This window comes from Shinella sp. BE166, assembly GCF_051201095.1.
In the GTDB taxonomy this organism is placed as follows: Bacteria; Pseudomonadota; Alphaproteobacteria; order Rhizobiales; family Rhizobiaceae; genus Shinella; species Shinella lacus.
This window is the reverse complement of sequence record NZ_JBPEHL010000017.1, coordinates 113,806-132,298: the sequence shown is the minus strand read 5'-3', so window position 1 is coordinate 132,298 and position 18,493 is coordinate 113,806. Positions and strand designations below refer to the sequence as shown.

Sequence of the window (18,493 nt, the reverse complement as noted above, 5' to 3'; positions counted from 1 at the left end):
CAACAATCATCCAAATAGCCAGATCGACGACCTGCTGCCTTGGGCCTATGCCGCAAAGCACGAACTGAAAGCCGTGGCCTGAAAACAGCGCTTACCTTGTATTCCTGGTTTTCGAGTTCAAGAGCATGCAGGCGATCTTGCTCCGCCATCACTTGGTCAGTGACGTCCGCAACTTGCCTGGCATCCTCGATCAGACTGGATATGACGGCCTTGAGTTCTGCGATGATCGCGTCCCTCGGGTCCTGATTTTCATTCATGGTTTTACCCCTCATCTTGAGGGTATGAGCAAATAGCCGGTCGAGACGGGCGGCAAGGAGCCGGCAGATTGTCGCAGCCTGTCGAGTGGAGACCCTGCCGAGATTTAGACGGATTGGAGAAGTGCCAAGGATAAATACGAGATCATGCGGGATTCGGCGTTGAAATCTGAAGCCGTTGCCGTGGCGTGTGTGATACATGGAAAGCCCGGGTACATAGGTGGGTACGGACCCAATCCAGGGCTTTTGAAAACCGCGTGAAATCAATGGCGCGAATTTTGGCGGAGAGGGTGGGATTTGAACCCACGATACCCTTGCAGGTATGCCGCATTTCGAGTGCGGTGCATTCGACCACTCTGCCACCTCTCCGCATAGTCGGTCGGCGCCCTTCGACGCGGGGCGGTACATAGCGGGTGTGGGACGGGCTTGCAAGGGGGATCGCCCGAGGAATGTTCATCTATTTGTCACGGTGACGGAAATTCCCTTGACAGTTTTCATCGCCTCACCTATTGCGCAAGGTGCAGTGGCATAGGTCTCACTTGTGCCGCGACGCTGGTTCTTTGTGCCATGCCTTATTGGTACTCCGCAAGGAACCGCATGAGCCGGCGGTGCGCCAATGCATCGCCATTCCGAGCGACTGATAAAAAGACGGCCTTGCCTCAAAGGGCAAAGAGCCGGCACGAACATGAAAGGATATAAAATGTTCGCAGTCATCAAGACCGGCGGTAAGCAGTACCGCGTGGCCGCCAACGACGTTCTGACGATTGAAAAGCTGTCGGGCGGCGCTGGTGCAAAGATCGAATTCACCGAAGTGCTGATGGTCGGCGTTGGCGCCGATGCCACGATCGGTGCGCCCTTCGTCGAAGGCGCCATCGTGACGGCCGAAGTCGTCGAGCATGGCCGCGCCAAGAAGGTCATCGCCTTCAAGAAGCGTCGTCGCCAGAACTCGAAGCGTTCGCGTGGTCATCGTCAGCACAACACGACTGTCCGCATCATCGACATCGCAGCCGCCGGCAAAGCGAAGAAGGCTTCCAAGAAGTCTGAACCCGCAGCCGAAGCAGCAGCCGAATAATCCGGACAGGTAAAGGAGAACTCCCATGGCACACAAGAAAGCTGGCGGTTCCTCGCGCAACGGTCGCGATTCCGAGTCCAAGCGCCTTGGCGTGAAGAAGTTTGGCGGCGAAGCCGTCCTCGCAGGCAACATTATCGTCCGCCAGCGCGGCACGCAGTGGCATCCCGGTGCCAATGTCGGCCTCGGCAAGGATCACACGATCTTCGCACTTACGGCTGGCAATGTGAATTTCCGTACGAAGGCCAACGGTCGCGTTTACGTGTCTGTCGCCCCGAAAGCGGAAGCAGCGGAATAAGCCGGTAGCGCTCTAAAACAGCCGGCGTCTCATTGACCCGGCTGACGCTACAGGTTCAGGCCTGAAGAAAAAAGGGGAGATGGGGCAAGACCCATCTCCCCTTTTTGCTCTGGAGGACTGAGCCATGCAGACCGAATTGTTGCGGGACGACCAATCAAGGTCTCCCAAGGAAAGGCTGAGGCCTGAACGGCCAAGGACCGATTGCCCGATCTTACTGTCGCCGCGGCTCGTCATGAGAGCCCCGCACGAAGACGACATCGACGCCCTTGCCCATCTCGCCAACAACGCCAATATCGCCAACATGGTCGCCCGCATGCCCCACCCCTATACGGTGGCGGATGCCGCCGATTTCGTGCGACGCACACGCGCCGGCGCGATTGGCAAGTGCGTCTATGCCATTACCAAAGCCGACAACGGCGCCTTCCTCGGTTGCTGCGGTATCGAGCCGCATGAGGACGGACGCACTGTCGAGCTCGGCTATTGGCTGGGCGAGCCCTACTGGAACCAGGGTTATGTCACCGAGGCGGCGCATGCGCTGATCGACATGGTCTTCCGCACCCGCGATGTCGAGCAGATCGACGCGCGGTGCCGGGTCATGAACATCCCCTCGCGACGGGTCATCCAGAAGTGCGGCTTCCAGTTCCAGGCGACCGGCATGGTGCAGAGCCTCTCGGTCGGCGGCATGGTGCCCGTCGAATGGTACAGGCTCGACCGCAAGACCTGGGTCTCGCTGAAGAGCTGGGGAGGCATGCGATGAACGCGATGCAGACCCCGATGAATGTCGAGCGCAGCACCGGCCCCGGTGCCTGCCCGACCATCACGACCCCGCGCCTGGCGCTGCGCCCGCACCGCATGTCCGATGCGGATGCGATCGCGCAGTCGCTCGGCGACTTCCAGGTCTCGCGCATGCTGGCCCGCGTGCCGGCACCTTATGACCGGCAGGATGCGAGCGAATGGCTGTCGATCGCCACCACCGATCTCTACGAGGGCTGGGCGCTCGCCATCACGGCGGGAGACGACGTGCATATCGGCTGTGTCGCCTTCGAGCGGCGCGGCAACGGATGGGAACTCGGCTACTGGCTGAACCGCTTCTACTGGGGGCGGGGCTATATGAGCGAGGCGGTGCATGGGGCGACGGCGCGGTTCCTCATGCGCATGCCGGGCACGGATATCCACTCCGGCATCTTCGCCGACAACCTCGCCTCGCTGAGAGTGCAGGAAAAGACGGGCTTCCGCATCACCGGATGCAGCGACGTGTTCAGCGTCGCCCGCGGTGCCATGGTTCCGCATATCGAAACGCGGCTGGAGCCGGGCGATTTTCGCCCGGCAGCGCCCAGGCGCTAAACAGATCGGGGCGGAGCGATCCGCCCCGGTTTCTCACGACAGCTCGAACCAGACGGGCAGGTGGTCGGAGCCGAAGGCGGTCTCGTCGACCCAGGCATCCGTCAGCCGCTCGACGAGGCCGTGGCTGAGGAAACAATAGTCGAGGAAGAGGCGGTCGGCATGGTTCTTGGGATCGATCCAGCTGTAGCTTGCGGCGTGTCGCTTGCCGAGGCCGGCCAGCGCATCGACCGGATGGGTGGCGCGGATCTGACGGCCGTAGAGCGCGTCGACGCTGCCCGCCATTTCGTCATATTCCGGCGATTCCGGCACCATGTTGAAGTCGCCCATCAGCACGTAATCCTCCGGCACCGGCGGTTCGGCCAGGCCGAATTCGTGCGCACCGGAAATCGCGCCGCCTTCAAAGCCGTAAAGCTGGACGCGATCCTTGAGAGTGCGAATCTGCGCGATGCGCTCGTCGCGGTGGACATGGTCGAGATGCGTGGAATAGACGCGGATGGTGCCCTTCGGCGTCGCGATCACCGCTTCGGTGGCGCCGCGCTGCAGGTTCAGCTTGTCGAGCGTTCGCGTGCGCGGAAGCAGGATCGTGCGGGTCGAGAGGATCGGCCAGCGCGAAAAGATCATGTTGCCGAACTGGAAGCGGCGGTTGACCGCGCGGCCCTGCTCGATCGCCGAGCCGGCGTCGAGATCGCAGGCCGCACCGAAGACGGAATAATGCGTGGCGAGCAGCGTCTGCAATTCCGCGACCATGTCGACATGGCCGTTGCGGTGAAAATTGCGGGTCACTTCCTGGAGCGCGATGATATCGGCACCGTGAATGCTGGACACGATGCGCGGCAGGTCGAACCGATCATCGAGACCGATGCCATACTGGACGTTGTAGCTGACGAATTTCACGATAGTCTTTGACCTCTCAGGCAAGCGGCTATATCGAAGACGGCACTATTAGAAGACGAGAAAAGCGAACGGCGAGCCGATGAAATTCCTGGACGAAGCAAAAGTCTATATCCGGTCCGGTGACGGCGGGGCAGGGGCTGTCTCGTTCCGTCGCGAAAAATTCATTGAGTTCGGCGGGCCGGACGGCGGCGACGGCGGACGCGGTGGTGACGTGTGGGTGGAGGCCGTCAACGGCCTCAACACGCTGATCGACTTCCGCTTCCAGCAGCACTTCAAGGCTGCGACCGGCACGCACGGCATGGGCCGCAACCGCACGGGCGCCAATGGCGACAGCGTGACGCTGAAGGTGCCCGTCGGCACGCAGATCTTCGAGGAAGACAACGAGACGCTGATCATCGACATGGTCACCGAGGGCCAGCGCTTCAAGCTGGCGGCCGGCGGCAATGGCGGCTTCGGCAACACGCATTTCAAGTCCTCCACCAACCAGGCGCCGAACTGGGCCAATCCGGGCCTGGAGGGTGACGAAAAGACCATCTGGCTGCGGCTGAAGCTGATCGCCGATGCCGGCCTCGTCGGCCTGCCGAATGCGGGAAAATCGACCTTCCTCGCCACCTGCACGCGCGCCCGGCCGAAGATCGCAAACTATCCCTTCACGACGCTGCACCCCAACCTCGGCGTCGCGACGATCGACGGCGGCGAATTCATCCTCGCCGACATTCCGGGCCTCATCGAGGGTGCCCATGACGGCATCGGGCTCGGCGACCGTTTCCTCGGCCATGTCGAGCGCACGCGCGTGCTGCTGCACCTCGTCTCCGCGCAGGAGGAGGACGTCGCCAAGGCCTATAAGACGGTGAAACACGAGCTGGAAGCCTATGGTGGCGGCATCACCGACAAGCCGGTGATCGTGGCACTGTCGCAGATCGACCTGCTCGACGAGGACGAGTTGAAGAAGAAGACCAAGGCGCTTCAGAAGGCGAGCGGCCAGAAGCCGTACCAGATTTCTGCCGTTGCCGGCGTCGGCATGACGAGCACGCTCCGGGCGCTGCGCGACATCATCGTTGAAGCGAAGAATTCCGGATCCGACGACTGAGATGACGAGACACCGCAAACCGCTCGGAAAATACCGCCGGATTGTGATCAAGATCGGCTCGGCCCTGCTCGTCGACCGGGCGAGCGGCCTTAAAAAGGCGTGGCTTGATGCCATGTGCAAGGACATCGCCGCATTGAGAGCCGGCGGCACCGAGGTGCTCGTCGTCTCCTCCGGCGCCATTGCGCTCGGCCGTTCCGTGCTGAAAGTGCCCTCGGGCGCCCTGAAACTGGAGGAAAGCCAGGCGGCCGCGGCGGTCGGCCAGATCGCTCTGGCGCGCGCCTGGTCGGAAAGCCTTTCCACGGACGACATCGTCGCCGGCCAGATCCTGCTGACGCTCGGCGATACGGAAGAGCGGCGGCGGTATCTCAACGCGCGCGCGACGATCAACCAGCTCCTGAAGCTCGGCGCCGTGCCGATCATCAACGAAAACGACACGGTCGCGACGACCGAAATCCGCTACGGCGACAACGATCGCCTCGCCGCCCGCGTCGCCACCATGACGGGCGCCGACCTGCTGGTGCTGCTCTCCGATATCGACGGGCTCTATACGGCCCCGCCGCATCTCGATCCCAACGCGCGCTTCCTCGAAACGATCGACGCGATCACGCCGGAGATCGAGGCGATGGCCGGTGGTGCCGCCTCGGAATTGTCGCGCGGCGGCATGCGGACGAAAATCGACGCAGGGAAAATCGCGACGGGTGCGGGCTGCGCCATGATCATTGCGTCGGGCAAGGTCGATCATCCGTTGCGCGCGGTCGAGGAGGGCGCTCGTTCCTCGTGGTTCGCGCCTTCCGGTTCGCCCGTCACCGCACGCAAAACCTGGATTGCCGGGCAGTTGCAGCCGGCGGGACGGCTCGAAATCGATGCCGGCGCGGAAACGGCGCTCGCTTCGGGCAAAAGCCTGCTGCCGGCCGGCGTGCGCGGCGTCTGGGGCTCGTTTTCGCGCGGCGACACCGTCTCGATCTACGGCGCGAACGGGCGCGAGATCGCCAGGGGGCTTGCCGGCTATGATGCCGATGAAGCGCGCCTGATCGTGGGGAAAAAATCGGCGGAGATTGCCGCCATTCTCGGTTATGCCGGCCGTGCGGCCATGGTGCACCGGGACGACCTCGTGGTGACCGGCCGTTCGGCAGCGCCGCTTGCCGAGGCGGGAAGGGATGTGAGCCATGCTTGACCAGGCCAAAAAAACCGACATCGACAGCCTGATGGCCGAGATCGGCCGCAACGCCCGTGCCGCCGCCCGACCGCTGGCCATTGCCACCGCCGAGCAGAAGAACCGCGCGCTCGAAGCGATGGCGGCACAGATCTTCGCGGGCCGCGACGCCATTCTCGCCGCCAATGAAATCGACCTCGCCAATGCGAAGGAAAGCGGCGTCGCCGCCTCCTTCATCGACCGGCTGACGCTGACGGCGGAGCGCATCGAGGGCATCGCCGCCGCGATCCGCGATATCGCGGACCTGAAGGACCCGGTCGGCGACGTGATCGCCGAATGGAACCGCCCGAACGGCCTGCATATCGAGCGCGTGCGCACGCCGCTCGGCGTCATCGGCGTCATTTATGAAAGCCGGCCAAACGTCACGGCCGATGCCGGCGCGCTTTGCCTGAAGGCCGGCAATGCCGTGATCCTGCGCGGCGGATCGGACAGCGTGAATTCATCGCAGGCGATCCATTCCTGCCTCGTTGCGGGCCTCAAGGCCGCCGGCCTGCCGGAACACGCGATCCAGTATGTGCCGGTGACGGACCGCGCTGCCGTCGGCGCCATGCTGTCCGGCCTCAATGGCGCCATCGACGTCATCGTGCCGCGCGGCGGCAAAAGCCTCGTCGCCCGCGTGCAGGGCGAGGCGCGTGTGCCGGTATTCGCCCATCTCGAAGGCCTCTGCCACATCTATGTCGACAAGTCCGCCGATCTGGAGATGGCCAAAAGGATCGTCGTCAACGCCAAGATGCGCCGCACCGGTATCTGCGGCGCGGCGGAAACGCTGCTGGTCGACCGCGCGGTTGCGGACACGCATCTGGCGCCGCTGGTGGAGGGCCTGCGCGCCGCCGGCTGCGAGGTGCGCGCGACGGAGGAAATTCGCGCCCGCATTCCCGATCTCGTCGCCGCGACCGAGACGGACTGGTCGACGGAATATCTCGACGCCATCATCTCGGTCACTCTCGTCGACGGCATTTCCGGCGCGATCGAGCATATCAACCGCTGGTCCTCCGCCCATACCGAAGCCGTCATCGCCGAGGACCCGGCCGTCGTCGAACGCTTCTTCACGGAAATCGACTCGGCGATCCTGCTGCACAACGCCTCCACGCAATTCGCCGATGGCGGCGAGTTCGGCATGGGCGGCGAGATCGGCATCGCGACGGGAAAGATGCATGCGCGCGGCCCCGTCGGCGTCGAGCAGCTCACCTCCTTCAAATACCGGGTGCGCGGCACCGGACAGGTGCGGCCCTGAAGTGACGCCGGACGCCATTGCAGACCGCTACCTGAAAATGCCGCATGTCGAAAAGGGCATGGCGGTCGGCCTGTTCGGCGGCTCATTCAACCCGCCGCACCAGGGCCATGCACTTGTCGCCGAAACGGCGCTGCGCCGCCTCGGCCTCGACCAGCTCTGGTGGATGGTGACGCCCGGCAACCCCCTGAAGGACCATCGGCAATTGGCGCCGCTTGCCGAGCGCATCAAGCTCAGCGAGGCGATCGCCCCCAGCCCGCGGGTGAAGGTGACCGCCTTCGAAAAGCGCCTCGGCCAGAGTTATACGGCAAAGACCCTGGAGCGCGTGCAGGCGCTGAACCGCGGCGTCCATTTCGTCTGGATCATGGGCGCCGACAATCTCGGCACCTTCCACCGCTGGCAGAACTGGCAGAAGATCGCCTGCACCTTCCCGATCGCCGTCATCGACCGCCCCGGCTCGACGCTCTCCTACCTCTCCTCGCGCATGGCGAAAACCTTCGACTATGCGCGCGTCGACGAGGAGGATGCGATGAGCCTTCCGGGCCGCCGGGCACCGGCCTGGACCTTCATCCACGGGCCGCGTTCGGCGTTGAGTTCCACCGCCTTGCGCGACCGCGCGGCCCTAGAGCATTTCCGGTGAACATAGGTTCACCGGAAATGCTCTAGGTTTTGTTTTTGCCGCATTGTCCGACGCCGAAACGATGCCGTTTCGGCTGTAAATGCTCTAGAGAAAACCATCCCTCAGAAGTGACGTCTTGAAACTGGCATGCATTGATGCCTACATTTACACTGTACCGGTAAGGTAATGCCGGTACGAGACGTGCTGTCCTGTTACCCAGAAAGGAACGAACCTGACAACAGTGCACGCAAAGGGAAGCGCCCGCAGCGTCTTCTCGAAAGGCCCGGGACGTGGCGACGATGCCGCCGACCGCGCGCTTCAACTGGTCCTCGCAAGCCTCGAGGACTCCAAGGCAGAAGATATCGTTACCATCGACATTGCCGGAAAATCAGCACTGGGCGACTACATGGTGGTCGTGTCCGGACGCTCGAACCGTCACGTCATGGCGATTGCCGATCACCTCATATCCGATCTCAAGGACGAAGGCCTGGGCAATGCCCGCGTCGAAGGCCTGGAGGCTGGCGACTGGGTGCTGATCGACGCAGGCGATATCATCATCCACGTGTTCCGGCCTGAAGTCCGGGAGTTCTACGCCATCGAACGGATGTGGGCGACTCCCGAGATCGAGGACGGCACCGTCCATTAACAGACGCCGGACGCCTGTCCGGTGGGGAAAAGCGGGTGCGCGGCTTGAGCGCACTCACGAACGGACAGGGTTTGGGCGATGCGGGTTGGACTTTTCGCGGTTGGACGGCTGAAGGCCGGCCCTGAGAAGGATCTTGCGGCCCGCTATCTGGACCGTTTCGCCAAGGCCGGCCCCGCCATCGGCCTGGAGCTCGGCAAGTTTGTCGAAGTCGGCGAAAGCCGCGCCGGCAATGCCGAGACGCGCAAGCGCGAAGAAGCGGTCCTGCTGGAAAAGGCGCTGCCCGACGGCGCCGTGCTGATCCTGCTCGACGAGCGCGGCAAATCGCTCGATTCGCCAGCCTTTGCCGACCTGATCGGCAATTTCCGTGACGGCGGAAAACGCGATCTGATGATCGCGATCGGCGGCGCCGACGGACTGGACCCCGCGCTCTACAACCGTGCTGACGCCACGCTCTGCCTCGGCAAGCTCACCTGGCCGCACCAGCTCGTGCGCATCATGCTCGCCGAGCAGCTCTACCGCACCGTCACCATCCTCTCCGGCCACCCCTATCACCGCAGTTAGAGCATTTCCGCACTTCTTCGAATCGCGAAAACGCTCTCTTTCTTTGTTTTTACGCAATTCCGGACGCAAAACCGCTGCACACTTTTGCTGGAATTGCTCTACGCGCAATCGTCACGCAAGGCTGAGCGCGCAGGGTGGCAGAGGCCGTATTTTTGGCGTGGTTTGTTGGCCAAGTGTTTTCCGGCAGCGGGATTTCTTGGCGAAACCTCCAAATCAGCATAGAGCGTTGGGGGAACGGACGTTCGGGAGACGATGAAGAAAGCCGGCACAGTCAATCCGGGTGAGGGGGTCAGTCGCCTGCTGCGACCGGCCCTGCTTTCGGCCGTCCTGTCGCTGGCCCTTGTTTCCCACCCCATTGCCGCCGAGCCCGTCGAGGGAAATGTCGCGCTGGAGAAGACCGGCTCCCTGCCGAAGGTCGAGCCCGATCCAGCCGCCGCTCTTGCCCTGCGTCGTGACAGCACGCGCCGGGAGCTCGAAACGCTGTCCCAGTCGATCACGGTTTCGAGCGAGAAGACGAAGGAGCTGGAAGCCGAGATCGCCACGCTCGAAAAATCCCGCCAGAGCCTGCGCGATGCCATCGTCAAGTCCGCCGCGATGCGCAAGGACATGGAAAACAAGATTCTTACCGGCGAAAAGCGGCTGGAAGGCATGCGCGAGCGCGAAGCGGGCGTGCGCGCCTCGCTGCACGAGCGGCGCGGCCTGCTGGCGGAAGTTCTCGCCGCCCTCCAGCGCATGGGCCGCAACCCGCCGCCGGCGCTGCTCGTCAAGCCCGAGGATGCGCTCTCCTCCGTGCGCAGCGCCATCCTTCTGGGCGCCGTCGTGCCCGGCATCCGCAAGGAGACCGAGGAACTCGTCGCCGATCTCAAAGAATTGATGGACGTCAAGACGGACATCGACCGCGAGCGCACCGAGCTTGCCCAGGCCATGCTGCTACGCGTCGAGGAGGAAAAACGCTCCGAACTGCTGGTCGCCCAGAACGAGGCGCTGACGGCCGCGAACAGCCGCACATTGGCCGCGGAACGCCGGCGCGCCGAGGAGCTTGCGGCCCGCGCCACCAGCCTGGAAGGCCTGATCGGCAGCCTGGAGCGCGACATCGGCTCCGTGCGCGACGCGGCCGCCCTGGCGCGCACCAAGGAAGAGGAACGGCGCAACCAGACGGACGCCGAACGGGAGCGGGCGAGGGCGCTCGCGCGCGACTCGGTGCCCGACAAAAACCGCATTGCTCCGGCATATGAATTCTCCGAACTGCAGGCAAAACTGGACTTTCCCGTGGCCGGCGACGTTCTGCGCCAATTTGGCGAAGCAGACGGCACCGGCCATGATTCGCAGGGGCTGACGCTCGCCGCAAATCCCGGCGCGCTGGTCACCGCCCCTTCGGATGGCTGGATCGTCTTTGCCGGCACGTTCCGCAGTTACGGGCGCATGATCATCCTGAATGCGGGGGAGGGCTACCATCTTGTGCTCTCCGGCATGGACCGGGTGAGCGTGCGAGAGGGTCAATTCGTCGTGGCGGGAGAACCACTTGCCGTGATGGGTGAAAAAAGGGTCGCGAGTGTCAACGCTTTGACGCTGGAAACAGACAAGCCGACACTTTACATTGAATTCCGAAAGAACGGAAAACCGGTTGATTCCCGGCCGTGGTGGTCCGCAAAAAATTCTGGAAAGGCACGCAATGATACGTAGGGCTTCACTTGTGATCGTCGGTGCACTGATGGGTGCGACCGCCATGAGCGTCATCAACACGGCGACATTGCCTGCCGAAGCTGCCGGCTCGTCAACTTATCGTGAGCTCTCCATCTTCGGAGACGTCTTCGAACGCGTGCGCGCGCAATATGTGACGCCGCCGAAGGAAGACCAGCTGATCGAGAATGCCATCAATGGCATGCTCACCTCGCTCGACCCGCATTCGTCCTACATGAATGCCAAGGACGCCGACGACATGCGCACGCAGACGCGCGGCGAATTCGGCGGTCTCGGCATCGAGGTCACGATGGAGGACGAGCTCGTCAAGGTCATCACCCCGATCGACGATACGCCGGCCGCCCGCGCGGGCGTTCTCGCCGGCGACTTCATTGCCAAGATCGACGGCGCGGACGTGCGCGGCCTGAAGCTTGAAGAAGCGGTCGAGAAGATGCGCGGCGCCGTCAACACGCCGATCAAGCTGACGCTGATCCGCAAGGGCGCCGACAAGCCGATCGAACTCACCATAATGCGCGACATCATCGCGGTGCGCGCGGTCAAGTCCCGCGTCGAGAACGATGTCGGTTATCTCCGCGTCATCTCGTTCACGGAAAAGACCTATGACGACCTCGAAGCCGCGATCACCAAGATCAAGGAAGAGGTCCCGGCCGACAAGCTGAAGGGCTACGTGCTCGATCTGCGCCTCAATCCGGGCGGCCTTCTCGACCAGGCGATCAACGTCTCCGACGCCTTCCTGGAGCGCGGCGAGGTCGTTTCGACCCGCGGCCGCAACGAGGACGAAACCCGCCGCTTCAACGCGACGCCGGGCGACATCACCGACGGCAAGCCGGTCATCGTCATGGTCAATGGCGGTTCGGCGTCGGCGTCGGAAATCGTCGCCGGCGCGCTGCAGGACCTGCGCCGCGCCACCGTGCTCGGCACGCGGTCCTTCGGCAAGGGCTCCGTCCAGACCATCATCCCGATGGGCGACGCCGGCGCACTGCGCCTGACGACGGCGCTCTACTACACGCCATCCGGCAAATCGATCCAGGGCACCGGCATCACGCCGGACATCACGGTCGAACAGCCGCTGCCGGCCGAGTTGCAGGGCAAGCTGGAAGCCGCCGGTGAATCCAGCCTGCGCGGCCACATCCAGGGCCAGAGCGAAACGCAGGAAGGCTCCGGCTCTTCGGCCTATGTGCCGCCGGAAGCCAAGGACGACCTCCAGCTTCAGTATGCGCTGGAACTGCTGCGCGGCCAGAAGACGGACAAGGCCTTCCCGGCCAATCCGGAAAAGGCAGAGCTGAAGAAGTAAGCCGCTTGCTCCTGGCCCGTCACCGCACGGGCCAGGATTTCTTCTTGCACCTTCCGGCCAGCACGGACTGACCTTGGGCACAGACATTCACGCACCTCTCGGCCAGGACCGCAAGGCAAGGCCAGGACCGGCAGGACCGTCGCGGTTCTCCGCCGGTAATGTCGTGTTTGCCATGGCGATCGCCGGCATGCTCGGTTTTTCCGGCTGGACCGCTTTGGCGCCGACGGGCCTGCGCACCGCGCCGCTCACCGTGCCCGCGGAAGAAACCTCCTCAGACACGACGACCGATGCCAAACCCGACCAGAAGACCGCCGAGGCGAAGGACGGCGTGCGCCGGACGACCGGCCTTTCCGGCGTGCGCGTCGAAGAGACGCTGACCGACGACGGCAATGTCGTGCGCAAATACACGCCGGGCGCGCGCGACGGCACCGGGCCACTCATCATCGAGGCCAACCGCATCGGCCAGGATGCGCGCTCCGCCGCCTTCCCGAACGAAGACCTGCTGGAAGAAACCTCCGACGGCAAGATCCCGATCATCGGCCTCGACGGCACGCGGCCGATGGACCAGTACGCCCGGCCCTGGTCCGGCGCACGCGGCACACGCATCGCCATCGTCGTCGGCGGGCTCGGCCTCAGCCAGACGGGCACGCAGCGCGCGATCCGCGAACTGCCCGGCGAAGTGACGCTGGCCTTTGCCGCGAGCGGCAACAGCCTGCCGCGCTGGATGCAGGAGGCGCGCCGCAACGGCCACGAAATCCTGCTGCAAATGCCGCTGGAACCCTTCGACTATCCGCAGAACGACCCCGGCCTCTACACGCTGCGCACCGAGCTCGGCGAAACCGAAAACCTTGCCGAACTGCACCGCGCCATGGCGCAGATCACCAACTATACCGGCATCGTCAATTTCATGGGCGGCCGCTTCCTTTCCGACGCCGATGCGCTGGAGCCGGTGATCCGCGACGTCTCCAGCCGCGGCCTGCTCTTCCTCGACGACGGCAGCTCTGCGCAGTCGCTGTCAGGCACCATCGCCGGTGCCGTCGAGGCGCCGCATGCCTTTGCCGACCTCCAGCTCGATGCCGACCTTTCGCGTGATGCGGTGCTGAAGAAACTCGACGAGCTGGAGCGCATCGCGCGGCGCAACGGCACGGCGATCGGCATGGCCTCGGCCTTCGACGAAAGTGTGGACGCGATCCGCGAATGGTGCGAGGAAGCGCAGGGCCGCGGCATCGAGATCGTCGGCGTCGCGTCGCTTGCAGCCGTTCCCGCCAAAAAATAGGAATTTTCGATGGGCAAGGATAAGGACAAGGTGGTTCGGGCCGAGGACCTGCCCTACCGCCCCTGTGTCGGCATCATGGTGCTGAACGCGGACAACAAGGTCTGGGCCGGCCGGCGGATTCCCGTCGGCAATTCCGAATATGACGGTTCGCCGCAGCTCTGGCAGATGCCGCAGGGCGGCATCGACAAGGACGAGGACCCGCTGGCCGCCGCCCACCGCGAGCTCTACGAGGAAACCGGCATGAAGAGCGTCTCGCTCCTCGCCGATGCCGGGCGCTGGATCAACTACGACCTGCCGGCCCAGCTCATCGGCATCGGCCTCAAGGGCAAATATCGCGGCCAGACGCAGCGCTGGTACGCCTTCCGCTTCGAGGGCGACGAAAGCGAGATCGCCATCAACCCGCCGCCAGGCGGCCACGAGCCGGAATTCGACGCCTGGGAATGGAAGGCGATGCAGGACCTGCCGGGGCTCATCGTGCCCTTCAAGCGCAAGGTCTACGAAGAGGTCGTCGCCGCATTCACGCACCTGGCGCCCTGACAAACAAAAATCCCCGGCGAAGCCGGGGATTTTCCATTCCGGATGGCGCGGATGCGCCCTTATTCGGCTTCGTTTGCCGGTGCGGCGTTGAGCTGGCCGTATTTTTCCTCGCCGAGCTTCTTCAGAAGGTCGATCTGGGTTTCGAGGAAGTCGATATGGCCTTCCTCGTCGATCAGCAGCTCTTCGAAGAGCTTCATGGTGACGTAGTCACCGGCGTCATGACAGATGTCGCGCGACTTCTTGTAGGCCTTGCGGGCGTCATATTCGCCGGCGAGGTCGGCTTCCAGCACTTCCTTGACGTTCTGGCCAATGCGAAGCGGTGCGACGGTCTGGAGGTTGGGGTGGCCTTCGAGGAAGATGATGCGGGCGACGAGCTTGTCGGCATGCTGCATCTCTTCGATCGACTCGGCACGCTCCTTCTTGGCGAGAAGCGTGTAACCCCAGTCCTCCAGAAGGCGGTAGTGGAGCCAGTACTGGTTGACAGCACCCAGCTCGAGATAGAGCGCTTCGTTAAGCTGCTCGATGACTTTTTTGTCGCCTTTCAAGGTCCGCTCTCCTGTTTTCTTCATGGAATTGTTTGAGGCGGATCATGAAATCAAATATCTCGTCGTCCGTCGAGTGGCGGCCGGCGTGGTACTGCTCGGTTGTGCGGATGATGATGTCGACGACGTTGGGGAAACAGCCGCAACAGCGGCCCCGCTTCTGCATCGCGTGATAGACTTTTGCGGGCACGATGAGCTGCCAACAGTCCTCGTCGAGGAGCTCGTTGATCACATCGACAATTTCACTATCGGTTATGAAGTTGCAGCTGCAAACCAGCATTTCGTCTTGCCTGTCATACGCAAAGCACTGAGTTTCCGCCATTAAGCAAAAGGCGACCTTTGTTGTCAAGAATGAACAGGTCAGCCTTACTGACTCATGAATTTAGAGTCATTCTAAACTTGATTATAAATATCGTCTTTTCAGAGGGTTACAGTTCGGTGACATGTCAAAAAGACTTCGAACGGTGCGGCAAACTGACCGATCACATTTTATTGCAAAAGTCGCTTTCGGCGCGGATTTTCCTTAAACCCTCCGATTCCGTCCCCTGCCGGCCCAAACGTCGAATCGTCGCGCGAACCGCCCCATTTACGCATAGGATGCAGGCGGGGCATGCAAATTCGACCCTCGAAAAACGCTGGAAATCGTCTATATGACGGGCAAAGGAGAGCCCATGGCCCGCATAGACCAGACCGATGATTGGCGGACGCGCCACGCCCCGACGATCAGCGCGTTCGAATCGCTGGCGCTCGAAGCCTATGGCCATCTGCCGGAAGAGTTCCGCGCGCTGACCGGCAATCTCATCATCGAGATCGCCGAATTCCCGAGCGACGACGTCTTCGAGGACATGGCGCTCGAAACACCCTTCGACCTGCTCGGCCTGTTCGAGGGCCGCGGCATCAGCGAACGCTTCACCGTCGAGACCGGCGAAATGCCCAACCGCATCACCCTCTACCGCCGCCCGATCCTCGATTACTGGGCGGAGAACGAGGAAACGCTGGGCGACATCATCACCCACGTCCTCATCCACGAGATCGGCCACCATTTCGGCCTGTCGGACGACGACATGGAACGCATCGAGGCCAGCGCCGAGATCGCGGCGGGCTGAGCCGGACGACGTTTATCGACCGACGGCACCCCACCCACGACGTCATCCTCGGGCTTGACCCGAGGATCCACACGGCACCCTGGCCATGGATGGTCGGGTCAAGCCCGACCATGACGGAGGAGAGGTGGGGGAGTGGCGGCGCCGTGTTTTGTTTCGCGCTTACTGCTCCGAAAGCTTGATATCCGGCGTATATTCCTTGCCCGGCACGTCCTTCACCACCGCCTGGCCGCACTGCATCAGCTTTGTTTCGGCATTGTAGGCATAGGTCGGCGAGCCGTGCAGGTCCCAGCCCTTGTTCAGCGCCAGCGTCACCTTGTGGCAGAACGCGGCATCGTCGGGGCCGGTCAGGAAGCGGTAGACTTTCATGCTTTCTTCTTTCTCTCGTTGATCAGGTCAGCCTTGGCGAGCACGCGCCCGGCCTGTTCGGCATGGAGTTTCTCGACCATGCGGCCGGCAAGCTCGACGACGGCTTTGCCGGCATTTTCCGGCGCGTCGAAGGCCGCGACGATGGCAAGCGCCTCGGCGGCCTCAGCCTCGGTGACACCAAAAGCCTCGTTGGCGATGGCGATCTGGGTCGGGTGGATCAGCATCTTGCCGTCGAAGCCCATCTGGCGGCCCTGCCGGGCTTCCGCTTCGAGGCCGTCCGTATCGGAAAAATCGTTGAAGACCGCATCGATGACATCGAGCCCCGAGGCGCGCGCCGCCACGACCACCTGAAGCAGCAGCGGCACGAGGAAGGGGCGGCCGGGAATATCGGCGATGCCGGTTTCCTTGCGCAGGTCGTTGAGGCCGACAACGAAGCAGTCGAGCCGGCCGCCATGGGTGCGGCCCGTCTCGGCGATTTCGGCAAGATTGAGCAGACCGGCGGCCGTCTCGACCATCGCCCAGAGCCGCGGCCCCTCGTCGGCACCCGCCTCCGACAACCAGTCGGCGACGGTGAGCACGTCCTGCGGCGTCGAGACCTTCGACAGCAGCACCGCGTCCGGCATGCAGTCCAGCACCGCTTCGAGGTCGAGCGCGCCGTCCGGTCCGTCGAGCGGGTTGATGCGGATGACATATTCGTGAGCGCCCGACCGGTCGAGGCCCTGGAAATGGGCGACGAGGGCGGCCCGCGCCTCCGCCTTCTTCTCCGGCAGCACGGAATCCTCGAGGTCGAAGATGATCGTGTCGCAGTCGAGCGTCGCGGACTTGGCGAGCGCGCGGGTGTTGATGGCGGGAACGCTCAGCACCGAGCGGCGGAGAGCGAGCGGATGGTGGTGCGGTGTCCTGTTCATCCGTCCTTTTTGCCGCGCTTTGTCGCAGCCGGCAAGCACTACCGGTTTCGGCCTTGCAATGGACAAAATCGGCCCCCACATTCATCTCTACAGAAAGGGCAAAATCCCATGCAGCGCATACGCTCCATCGTCTTCACCGTCCTCACCATGCTGATCGCCGGCGCGACTTTCCTGTTCGCCGCCTCGCTCGGCCTTGCCATCGCCGGCATCGTCGCCGTGCTGATGCTCGGCAGCATGCTCGCAGGCAAGCTCCAGCCCCGTCCGGTTCGGGCAACGGCCCGCGCGCGCAACGATCGCGCCGCCCCCGGCCAGCGCGAACCGCGCATCTGGAACGACGGCCGCGGCACGATCATCGATCTCTAGGCCGCATCCCCTCCTTCAGGAGGCACCGGGCGCAGACTGCGCCCGGCTTTTGCGTCTGGTCGCCCGGCTGTTCGGAAGATTCTCCTTCAAATTCCGGGAAAACTGATCTAAACGCTTGGCGAAACCGACATCACCGTATTCCGAGGGTCCTTGCCATGGAAAAGTTCGTCAAGCTGACCGGCGTCGCCGCGCCGCTTCCCGTTGTCAATATCGACACGGACATGATCATTCCCAAGGACTACCTGAAGACCATCAAGCGCACCGGCCTCGGCAAGGGCCTCTTCGCCGAAGCGCGCTTTCATGAAGACGGCAGCGTCAACGAAGACTTCGTGCTGAACAAGCCCGCCTACCAGAACGCCACGATCCTGGTTGCCGGCGACAATTTCGGCTGCGGCTCCTCGCGCGAACACGCGCCGTGGGCGCTGCTCGACTTCGGCATCCGCTGCGTCATCTCGACGAGCTTCGCGGACATCTTCTACAACAACTGTTTCAAGAACGGCATCCTGCCGATCGTCGTCAGCCAGGACGACCTCGACAAGCTGATGGACGACGCGAGCCGCGGCTCGAACGCCATCCTGACCGTCGACCTGGAAGCCCAGGAAATCACCGGCCCCGACGGCGGCCGCATCACCTTCGACATCGATGCCTTCCGCCGCCACTGCCTGCTGAACGGCCTCGACGACATCGGCCTGACGCTGGAAAAGGCGACGTCGATCGACAGCTACGAAAAGCAGACCGCCTCCTCGCGGCCCTGGGCCTGAGCCGATGCGCCGGCTGATTTCGTCCGGCTCGCCGTTCGAGGTAAAGGCCGGCTATTCGCGCGCCGTCGTCCAGGGTGACTGGTGCTTCGTTTCCGGCACGACCGGCTACGACTACACCACCATGACCATGCCCGAGAGCGTCGAAGAGCAGACGCGCCGCTGCCTCGCCACCATCGGCGAGGTTCTGGAGGAGGCCGGCTTCTCCTTCGCAGACATCGTGCGCTGCCACTATTACGTGACCGACGCCGCCTTTGCCGACCGGGTCTTTCCGATCCTCGGCGAGACCTTCGGCCGGATCCGCCCCGCCGCCACGATGGTCGTCTGCGCGCTCATCCGGCCGGAAATGCTGATCGAAATCGAAGTCACGGCGCTCAAGCAAAACTGAAACGCTCGCGCAAAAATCTTTCGTCCCGGCGATTT

Annotated in this window: 24 protein-coding genes, 1 tRNA gene and 1 pseudogene; 18 read left to right on the top strand and 8 right to left on the bottom strand. The window is 63.3% G+C overall.

What is annotated here, in order from left to right:
• The 3 genes and pseudogenes from J2Y63_RS29310 to J2Y63_RS29300 form a co-directional block, all read right to left on the bottom strand.
• The coding region (locus tag J2Y63_RS29310) for a hypothetical protein (protein WP_435269005.1) at positions 1–257 on the bottom strand (257 nt) is incomplete at its 3' end.
• Positions 258–293: 36 nt separating this feature from the next.
• A pseudogene (locus J2Y63_RS29305) lies at positions 294–455 on the bottom strand (DUF6538 domain-containing protein); the annotation flags it as partial.
• 78 nt (positions 456–533) lie between these two features.
• A tRNA-Ser gene (locus J2Y63_RS29300) sits at positions 534–623 on the bottom strand.
• 331 nt (positions 624–954) lie between these two features.
• On the opposite strand from J2Y63_RS29300, the gene rplU reads away from it, so the two are divergent.
• The 4 genes from rplU to J2Y63_RS29280 all read left to right on the top strand — a co-directional run bounded on the left by rplU (position 955) and on the right by J2Y63_RS29280 (position 2,965).
• Positions 955–1,326 carry a 50S ribosomal protein L21 gene (gene rplU / locus J2Y63_RS29295; protein WP_435268997.1) on the top strand — a complete coding sequence of 124 codons (372 nt, stop codon included), beginning with the start codon at positions 955–957 and terminating at the stop codon, positions 1,324–1,326.
• Positions 1,327–1,351: 25 nt separating this feature from the next.
• Positions 1,352–1,621 (top strand): 50S ribosomal protein L27, encoded by a 270-nt coding sequence (gene rpmA / locus J2Y63_RS29290; RefSeq protein WP_134648437.1) that lies wholly within the window; start codon positions 1,352–1,354, stop codon positions 1,619–1,621.
• A gap of 124 nt (positions 1,622–1,745) precedes the next feature.
• On the top strand, positions 1,746–2,378 hold the full coding sequence (locus J2Y63_RS29285; RefSeq protein ID WP_256120503.1) for a GNAT family N-acetyltransferase: 633 nt from the start codon (positions 1,746–1,748) through the stop codon (positions 2,376–2,378).
• Positions 2,375–2,965, top strand: coding sequence for a GNAT family N-acetyltransferase (locus J2Y63_RS29280; protein WP_435268996.1), 591 nt, complete (start codon positions 2,375–2,377; stop codon positions 2,963–2,965). The genes J2Y63_RS29285 and J2Y63_RS29280 overlap by 4 nt, the downstream gene beginning before the upstream one ends.
• Before the next feature lie 33 nt (positions 2,966–2,998).
• On the opposite strand, the gene J2Y63_RS29275 is transcribed toward J2Y63_RS29280, so the two are convergent.
• Entirely contained in the window at positions 2,999–3,859 is an 861-nt protein-coding gene (locus J2Y63_RS29275) for an endonuclease/exonuclease/phosphatase family protein (RefSeq protein WP_435268995.1), read from the bottom strand.
• A gap of 79 nt (positions 3,860–3,938) precedes the next feature.
• Here J2Y63_RS29275 and obgE point away from each other — a divergent pair, with 79 nt between their 5' ends.
• The 10 genes from obgE to J2Y63_RS29225 all read left to right on the top strand — a co-directional run bounded on the left by obgE (position 3,939) and on the right by J2Y63_RS29225 (position 14,027).
• Positions 3,939–4,949, top strand: coding sequence for a GTPase ObgE (gene obgE, locus J2Y63_RS29270; RefSeq protein WP_435268994.1), 1,011 nt, complete (start codon positions 3,939–3,941; stop codon positions 4,947–4,949).
• 1 nt (position 4,950) lies between these two features.
• On the top strand, positions 4,951–6,123 hold the full coding sequence (gene proB / locus J2Y63_RS29265; RefSeq protein WP_435268993.1) for a glutamate 5-kinase: 1,173 nt from the start codon (positions 4,951–4,953) through the stop codon (positions 6,121–6,123).
• On the top strand, positions 6,116–7,396 hold the full coding sequence (locus J2Y63_RS29260) for a glutamate-5-semialdehyde dehydrogenase (RefSeq protein WP_435268992.1): 1,281 nt from the start codon (positions 6,116–6,118) through the stop codon (positions 7,394–7,396). The genes proB and J2Y63_RS29260 overlap by 8 nt, the downstream gene beginning before the upstream one ends.
• 37 nt (positions 7,397–7,433) lie before the next feature.
• Entirely contained in the window at positions 7,434–8,033 is a 600-nt protein-coding gene (locus J2Y63_RS29255) for a nicotinate-nucleotide adenylyltransferase (RefSeq protein WP_435269004.1), read from the top strand.
• Positions 8,034–8,244: 211 nt separating this feature from the next.
• Positions 8,245–8,658, top strand: a complete 414-nt coding sequence (rsfS, locus tag J2Y63_RS29250; RefSeq protein WP_256120526.1) for a ribosome silencing factor — start codon at positions 8,245–8,247, stop codon at positions 8,656–8,658.
• A 78-nt stretch (positions 8,659–8,736) separates the two neighbouring features.
• Positions 8,737–9,219, top strand: coding sequence for a 23S rRNA (pseudouridine(1915)-N(3))-methyltransferase RlmH (rlmH, locus tag J2Y63_RS29245; RefSeq protein ID WP_435268991.1), 483 nt, complete (start codon positions 8,737–8,739; stop codon positions 9,217–9,219).
• Between the two features lie 297 nt (positions 9,220–9,516).
• Positions 9,517–10,902, top strand: a complete 1,386-nt coding sequence (locus tag J2Y63_RS29240; protein WP_435269003.1) for a murein hydrolase activator EnvC family protein — start codon at positions 9,517–9,519, stop codon at positions 10,900–10,902.
• Positions 10,892–12,214 (top strand): S41 family peptidase, encoded by a 1,323-nt coding sequence (locus tag J2Y63_RS29235; RefSeq protein WP_256120495.1) that lies wholly within the window; start codon positions 10,892–10,894, stop codon positions 12,212–12,214. The genes J2Y63_RS29240 and J2Y63_RS29235 overlap by 11 nt, the downstream gene beginning before the upstream one ends.
• A gap of 73 nt (positions 12,215–12,287) precedes the next feature.
• Positions 12,288–13,490, top strand: coding sequence for a divergent polysaccharide deacetylase family protein (locus J2Y63_RS29230; RefSeq protein WP_435268990.1), 1,203 nt, complete (start codon positions 12,288–12,290; stop codon positions 13,488–13,490).
• Between the two features lie 9 nt (positions 13,491–13,499).
• A complete protein-coding gene (locus tag J2Y63_RS29225) occupies positions 13,500–14,027 on the top strand; it encodes an RNA pyrophosphohydrolase (protein ID WP_435268989.1) in 528 nt (175 codons plus the stop codon).
• Between the two features lie 59 nt (positions 14,028–14,086).
• Here J2Y63_RS29225 and bfr read toward each other — a convergent pair whose 3' ends face one another.
• Both bfr and J2Y63_RS29215 read right to left on the bottom strand, forming a co-directional pair.
• On the bottom strand, positions 14,087–14,572 hold the full coding sequence (gene bfr / locus J2Y63_RS29220) for a bacterioferritin (RefSeq protein WP_256120492.1): 486 nt from the start codon (positions 14,570–14,572) through the stop codon (positions 14,087–14,089).
• Positions 14,538–14,891: a (2Fe-2S)-binding protein gene (locus tag J2Y63_RS29215; protein WP_435268988.1), complete on the bottom strand. Its 354-nt coding sequence runs from the start codon at positions 14,889–14,891 to the stop codon at positions 14,538–14,540. The genes bfr and J2Y63_RS29215 overlap by 35 nt, the downstream gene beginning before the upstream one ends.
• A gap of 349 nt (positions 14,892–15,240) precedes the next feature.
• Here J2Y63_RS29215 and J2Y63_RS29210 point away from each other — a divergent pair, with 349 nt between their 5' ends.
• A complete protein-coding gene (locus tag J2Y63_RS29210; protein WP_069061576.1) occupies positions 15,241–15,675 on the top strand; it encodes a metallopeptidase family protein in 435 nt (144 codons plus the stop codon).
• Positions 15,676–15,834: 159 nt separating this feature from the next.
• Here the strand turns inward: J2Y63_RS29210 and J2Y63_RS29205 are convergent, their stop codons facing one another.
• Complete coding sequence (locus J2Y63_RS29205; protein ID WP_256120491.1) at positions 15,835–16,041, bottom strand: DUF1737 domain-containing protein; 207 nt, start codon at positions 16,039–16,041, stop codon at positions 15,835–15,837.
• Entirely contained in the window at positions 16,038–16,949 is a 912-nt protein-coding gene (locus J2Y63_RS29200; protein WP_435268987.1) for an HpcH/HpaI aldolase/citrate lyase family protein, read from the bottom strand. Before J2Y63_RS29200 ends, J2Y63_RS29205 begins: the two co-directional genes overlap by 4 nt.
• A gap of 108 nt (positions 16,950–17,057) precedes the next feature.
• On the opposite strand from J2Y63_RS29200, the gene J2Y63_RS29195 reads away from it, so the two are divergent.
• The 3 genes from J2Y63_RS29195 to J2Y63_RS29185 all read left to right on the top strand — a co-directional run bounded on the left by J2Y63_RS29195 (position 17,058) and on the right by J2Y63_RS29185 (position 18,458).
• Positions 17,058–17,312 carry a hypothetical protein gene (locus J2Y63_RS29195; protein WP_256120489.1) on the top strand — a complete coding sequence of 85 codons (255 nt, stop codon included), beginning with the start codon at positions 17,058–17,060 and terminating at the stop codon, positions 17,310–17,312.
• A gap of 155 nt (positions 17,313–17,467) precedes the next feature.
• Positions 17,468–18,073, top strand: coding sequence for a 3-isopropylmalate dehydratase small subunit (gene leuD, locus J2Y63_RS29190; protein WP_256120488.1), 606 nt, complete (start codon positions 17,468–17,470; stop codon positions 18,071–18,073).
• A gap of 4 nt (positions 18,074–18,077) precedes the next feature.
• Positions 18,078–18,458, top strand: a complete 381-nt coding sequence (locus J2Y63_RS29185) for a RidA family protein (protein WP_435268986.1) — start codon at positions 18,078–18,080, stop codon at positions 18,456–18,458.
• The last annotated feature ends 35 nt before the right edge of the window (positions 18,459–18,493 follow it).

What these genes read in the sequence shown, in the direction of transcription:
- rplU (WP_435268997.1), top strand. Translation starts at nt 955, where the DNA reads ATGTTCGCAGTCATCAAGACCGGCGGTAAGCAGTACCGCGTGGCCGCC.
- rpmA (WP_134648437.1), top strand. Translation starts at nt 1,352, where the DNA reads ATGGCACACAAGAAAGCTGGCGGTTCCTCGCGCAACGGTCGCGATTCC.
- J2Y63_RS29285 (WP_256120503.1), top strand. Translation starts at nt 1,746, where the DNA reads ATGCAGACCGAATTGTTGCGGGACGACCAATCAAGGTCTCCCAAGGAA.
- J2Y63_RS29280 (WP_435268996.1), top strand. Translation starts at nt 2,375, where the DNA reads ATGAACGCGATGCAGACCCCGATGAATGTCGAGCGCAGCACCGGCCCC.
- obgE (WP_435268994.1), top strand. Translation starts at nt 3,939, where the DNA reads ATGAAATTCCTGGACGAAGCAAAAGTCTATATCCGGTCCGGTGACGGC.
- proB (WP_435268993.1), top strand. Translation starts at nt 4,951, where the DNA reads ATGACGAGACACCGCAAACCGCTCGGAAAATACCGCCGGATTGTGATC.
- J2Y63_RS29260 (WP_435268992.1), top strand. Translation starts at nt 6,116, where the DNA reads ATGCTTGACCAGGCCAAAAAAACCGACATCGACAGCCTGATGGCCGAG.
- J2Y63_RS29255 (WP_435269004.1), top strand. Translation starts at nt 7,434, where the DNA reads ATGCCGCATGTCGAAAAGGGCATGGCGGTCGGCCTGTTCGGCGGCTCA.
- rlmH (WP_435268991.1), top strand. Translation starts at nt 8,737, where the DNA reads ATGCGGGTTGGACTTTTCGCGGTTGGACGGCTGAAGGCCGGCCCTGAG.
- J2Y63_RS29235 (WP_256120495.1), top strand. Translation starts at nt 10,892, where the DNA reads ATGATACGTAGGGCTTCACTTGTGATCGTCGGTGCACTGATGGGTGCG.
- J2Y63_RS29225 (WP_435268989.1), top strand. Translation starts at nt 13,500, where the DNA reads ATGGGCAAGGATAAGGACAAGGTGGTTCGGGCCGAGGACCTGCCCTAC.
- J2Y63_RS29215 (WP_435268988.1), bottom strand. Translation starts at nt 14,891, where the DNA reads ATGGCGGAAACTCAGTGCTTTGCGTATGACAGGCAAGACGAAATGCTG.
- J2Y63_RS29210 (WP_069061576.1), top strand. Translation starts at nt 15,241, where the DNA reads ATGGCCCGCATAGACCAGACCGATGATTGGCGGACGCGCCACGCCCCG.
- J2Y63_RS29205 (WP_256120491.1), bottom strand. Translation starts at nt 16,041, where the DNA reads ATGAAAGTCTACCGCTTCCTGACCGGCCCCGACGATGCCGCGTTCTGC.
- J2Y63_RS29200 (WP_435268987.1), bottom strand. Translation starts at nt 16,949, where the DNA reads ATGAACAGGACACCGCACCACCATCCGCTCGCTCTCCGCCGCTCGGTG.
- J2Y63_RS29195 (WP_256120489.1), top strand. Translation starts at nt 17,058, where the DNA reads ATGCAGCGCATACGCTCCATCGTCTTCACCGTCCTCACCATGCTGATC.
- leuD (WP_256120488.1), top strand. Translation starts at nt 17,468, where the DNA reads ATGGAAAAGTTCGTCAAGCTGACCGGCGTCGCCGCGCCGCTTCCCGTT.
- J2Y63_RS29185 (WP_435268986.1), top strand. Translation starts at nt 18,078, where the DNA reads ATGCGCCGGCTGATTTCGTCCGGCTCGCCGTTCGAGGTAAAGGCCGGC.